The sequence below is a fragment of the Serratia sp. 506_PEND genome, assembly GCF_001076875.1.
Classification (GTDB): Bacteria; Pseudomonadota; Gammaproteobacteria; order Enterobacterales; family Enterobacteriaceae; genus Serratia; species Serratia marcescens.
Genome location: NZ_JVEL01000428.1, coordinates 1 through 5,138 on the forward strand (window position 1 = coordinate 1; position 5,138 = coordinate 5,138).

General features: G+C 53.0%; 3 protein-coding genes. All 3 read left to right on the forward strand.

What is annotated here, in order from left to right; all coding sequences use genetic code 11:
• A partial coding sequence (locus tag ADK28_RS16375) for a host specificity protein J (RefSeq protein WP_048796103.1) occupies window positions 1-3,161 on the forward strand: 3,161 nt, incomplete at its 5' end.
• A gap of 5 nt (window positions 3,162-3,166) precedes the next feature.
• Window positions 3,167-4,165: a DUF6453 family protein gene (locus tag ADK28_RS16380; protein WP_048796104.1), complete on the forward strand. Its 999-nt coding sequence runs from the start codon at window positions 3,167-3,169 to the stop codon at window positions 4,163-4,165.
• 65 nt (window positions 4,166-4,230) lie between these two features.
• Window positions 4,231-5,138, forward strand: a 908-nt coding sequence (locus ADK28_RS31585) for a tail fiber domain-containing protein (RefSeq protein WP_152929705.1), incomplete at its 3' end; no start/stop codon positions are given.

Genomic DNA, 5,138 nt, shown 5'->3' on the forward strand with positions numbered 1-5,138 from the left:
GCCACACGCCGGTAGAATCGCCGGACAGCATTCAATCGATCGCCAGAGCGAAGATGTTATTTGCCCTGGGAGAGGGAGAGTTTGCTGGTGGGCTGGATGGCACAAACATTTTTGCTGACGGCACCCCCGCACTTAATGCCGATGGCTCTGAAAATTTCCCCGGCTTCCGCTGGGAGTTTCGCCCAGGTACGCAGGTACAGGACTATATCCAGGGTATTCCTGCTGTCGAAAACGAGATCACCGTCGGCACAGAACTAAAAAGCGGCACGCCGTGGGTGCGGTCAGTATCGAACCTGCAGCTTTCCGCTGTGCGTCTGCGCTTTGGCTGGCCGATGCTGCAAAAGCAAGAGGACAACGGCGACGTTAACGGCTACCGCATCGAATACGCCGTTGATGTGGCCACTGATGGCGGCAGCTATCAGGAAATGTTAACGGCAGCAATCGACGACAAAACCACCTCGCTTTATGAACGTTCTCACCGCATCAACTTACCTAAGGCCACCACGGGCTGGCAGGTGCGCGTTCGCCGGTTGACGCCTAACGCTAACAGCGCCCGGATCGCCGATCGTATGAACATCGAGGCGTTGACCGAAATTATCGATGCCAAATTGCGTTATCCGAACACTGCGCTGTTGTACGTTGAGTTCGATTCCAAACAGTTTCCGAACATCCCGAAGATCAGTTGCGCGCCGCGTGGGCGAGTGATCCGCGTGCCTGACAACTATGACCCGGAAACGCGCAGCTATACCGGCGTCTGGACAGGGGGCTTTAAGTGGGCCTACAGCGATAATCCGGCCTGGGTGTTCTACGACATTCTCTTGGCTGAGCGCTTTGGCCTGGGTGATCGCATCGACTCAACCCAGGTATCCGAGACTGAACTGTACCGCATCGCACAGTATTGCGATCAGCCGGTGCCAGATGGTCGCGGCGGTGATGGCATGGAGCCACGCTTTACCTGCAACGTTTACATTCAATCCCGCGAGGATGCCTGGACGGTGCTAAGCGATCTGGCCGGTATCTTCCGTGGCATGACCTATTGGGGACAAAACCAAATGGTCGCCCTGGCGGATATGCCGCGCGATATGGACTTCACCTATACCCGTGCCAACGTTATCGACGGCAAGTTTACCTACTCGTCGGCCAGCGAACGCACCCGATACAGCACCGCGATGGTCAGTTGGTCTGATCCGGCGAACCACTACGCCGATGCGATAGAGGCTGTATTTGATAGCGACCTGGTACGCCGCTACGACGTGAACCAAACCGAGCTGACGGCTATCGGATGTACCCGCCAGAGCGAGGCAAACCGCCGGGGCCGCTGGGCATTGCTGACCAACAGCAAAGACCGCACGGTTACTTTCTCTGTTGGCCTCGATGGCATGATCCCCATGCCGGGGCATATCGTCGGCGTGGCCGATCAGATGGTTGCCGGTCGGGTGATCGGTGGGCGTATCAGTGCGGTGGACGGTCGCAAGTTAACACTGGACAGAAAGCCGGGTGCTAAAGTTGGCGACCGCCTGATCGTAAACCTGCCTTCAGGCAAAGCACAGGCTCGCACCGTGCAGGCGGTGAATGATCGAGTGGTGACCGTTACCACGGCCTATAGCGAGATACCCGTGCCGGAGTCTGCCTGGTCTATCGACGCTGATGATCTGGCTGTTCAGCTCTACCGTGTGGTGGGTATTGCCGATAATGGCGATAACACCTTTACGATTAATGCTACCGAGCATGACCCGAACAAGTACGCCCGCATCGATACCGGCGCGCGCATCGACGATCGCCCGATATCGATTATTCCTCCTGGCGTGCAAGCCCCGCCGAAAAACATCACCATCGACAGCTACTCCTCGGTGAGCCAGGGTATCGCGATTACCACCCTGCGCGCCGCCTGGGGGGCAGTGGATAATGCGATTGCCTATGAGGCGGAATGGCGGAAAGATAATGGTAACTGGGTATCGGTGCCGCGCACATCTGCGTTGGGATTCGAGGTGCCAGGCATTTACGCTGGGCGCTACCTGGTGCGCGTGCGGGCTATCAACGCCAGCGATATATCGTCCGTCTGGGCGACGTCGATGGAAACCTACCTGAAGGGGAAAGAAGGCAAGCCGCCGGTGCCGGTTGGCTTCAAGGCATCGCCTTTGTTATGGGGCATCCAGCTCGATTGGGGATTCCCAGACGGGGCCGAGGACACACTGAAAACCGAAATTCAGTATGCAGATAACGCCGCCGGGAATAATGCGATGTTGCTGGCCGATATCCCGTACCCGCTGCACACGCACACCATGACCGGGTTGAAGGCGGGGCAGGAATTCTGGTTCCGCGCGCGGTTGCAAGACCGTACCGGCAATCAGGGCGACTGGACAGGTTGGATTAAGGGGCAATCCAACGCAAATGCCGGTGACTACCTGGAGAGTATCGGCGATGGGTTTCTGACCGACAAAGACGGCGACCGCCTCACTGGCGACATTGACACAAACATTGAGGCCATCATCCAGAACGCGCTTGCCAACAACGCGACGGTTGAGCACCAGTGGGCGCAGTATGGTGAAGTGCGTGCCGACATCCTCATCGTGAAAACCACGATAGCGGAAGTCGATCACGCCCTGGCCGAACTGTCTACGCAGGTGCAGGCCCAGATTGACGACGTGACAGCGGTACTGGAGGACAAGCTGACGGCAACAGTCGATGCCGACGGCGCAACGGCAATCCACACACTGAAAGCCGGTGTGAGGGTTAACGGCGTGTTCTACAACGCGGGCATGTCGATCGCCGTGCTGGCGGAAACCGGCAAACCCGTCATTACCCGTATCGGATTCAACGCCAATCAGTTTGTGCTAATGAGCGGCAGCGGCGATACGCAATATTCACCGTTCGCTGTGGTTAACGGCCAGGTGTTTATCAGCGATGCGTTTATTCGAAATGCTTCAATCACGTCAGCAAAAATTGCGGATGCCTCAATTGGGACGGCGAAACTATCAGATCGTCTGTCATCTGATAACTATCAGCCGGGCCAGCAGGGGTTGAGTATTAACTTCAGAAATGGCGAGTTTGAAATGAACGGAAACAGCCCTGGTCAGGGACGCCGAGTGATGACGAACATCCGTGACGATTATTACAACAGCTCTAATCAGCTGGTATTGCGAATCGGTAAACTGAGGTAACAGTTATGGCGGAAGAGTACGGCATTCTGACCCGGGCGCAAAACGGTAAAATGATTGAGTTTAACTCCGGGCTGCGCATGGTCAGGCAGGTTTATGATGGCCCAATTAATGTAAACCTTCGCGATGGTAACGCATGGACGCCATTGCCGGGAATTTCACCAGGCAGCGACATTTTTTTAGTTCCGATGGAACGGTATTATTATGAAATACCTAACATAAGTAACCTCACCGGATATGTCAGGGAAAATGACGGTATCAAGACGTGGTCTGACAGTTACAGAGGTGGTGCAACTAATCTTTCATTTCGAGGAAAGGTATTCGAAACGTTGCCTGCGAGTGACCCGCCGGAATACGGTATACTCATGACAGATTCAGTTCAGTTTGCAACATTGGGTAAATCACAGATTTCATATATTACACATATGGAAGAAATTAACTTTACTGGATATTGGCGTATACCTGACTGGGTTCAAGGACGTGAAAACTCTGTAATCTATGTTAGCTGGTTCAATGCTAACGATGAGTTAACCATTATGCCTGATGGGGATGGCCTGTATACTGATGCCATACGTGGCTGGCGAATTATTAATAACGGTCACGGCGCTACAAGTGACGGCATTAGTGCCACGATGCGAATATGTGTTGTGGCAACTGTACCCGATTTGCAGATGCCTGATTATGGAATTGCTATCTGGAATAACTTTGGGGACTTGGTTTTTACTACGGGTTACACGCCAGTTTCATATAGCTCTTATCAAATAATGAATGGAACGGGTTCTATTGAGACGGGATTATCCCGCCCGATGGTTCCGGTGTTGAATTATGGTTTTCTGGGTGAGGGGACAGCTAACTGGACTTATCTTTTCTATCTCGGCGTAGGCATGCAAGGTGGCAGAGTTTATGGGAGAAAAGGCGCAAAGTTTGGTGACGGTAAAAACCTCATAGGGAGAACAATGACGCTGAATCACCGAATGGTAATTTTGGACTCGGACAAATATTTCTAACACCTAAAGACCTTTAACAACCCGGCTTGCCGCCGGTTTTTTTTGCCTAAATTCAGGAGAGCACTATGCCCGCAGGCACTCTTACCCTAACGAATAATTCCGCCGTAGTGAAAGGTACGGGGACGGCGTTCAATACCGAGCTGAAAGCCGGTGATTTCATCGTGAGCGTCGTCGGCGGCGTCACTTATACGTTACCGGTGAAAACTGTTGATAGCGCCACCCAGGCGACGCTGATTAAAGCCTATGACGGCCCAACGCAGGCAGGCGCAGCATGGTATGCCGTTCCGCGCGACGCGATGAACACCATTACCGCTCAGCTTGCCGCAGAGACGGCGAAAGCGCTACGCGGGCTGAACCTCGATAAAAACAACTGGCAACAGGTATTCAGCGGCACCGGAAACATCACGGTGACGTTGCCTGACGGCAGCACTTACACCGGCCCGGCCTGGAATAGCTTTACATCTGCACTTAATCTCAAGGCTGACAAAACAGAACTGAACAAAAAAGCCAATCAAAGTGATTTAAATGCCGTTGCTAATACGGTGTCGGGTGCGGTGTTCAAGAGCAATAATCTTCTCGATTTACCAGACAAGGACGCTGCACGTAAAAACCTTGGCCTTGGCTCTACAAATACCGTTTTCTTTTCAGGAATAGCATGTCGGCAAGGTGTTACCGGTGGTTTTGGGAGCAACAAATTCAATCTTTTCTGGAATTCGCAATCACAGCTGGAGGCGTGGGTGGATTCAACGCGCATTGGTGGTGTAACGCTGTTTGCTATTAATTCAGATAAAGGACTGAAGCAGGACATTGTATACGTTGATGACAGCGAGGCTGTTTATTCACAGGTCGCTAAATGGAAGGTTGCAAAATTCAAGTATAAAGAAAGGGGAATCATGCCGCAGTCAGATGAAACACTTGGTTTCATCGCTAATGACCTTATACAACATTCTCCAGAGTGTGTGGAGGGTGAGGG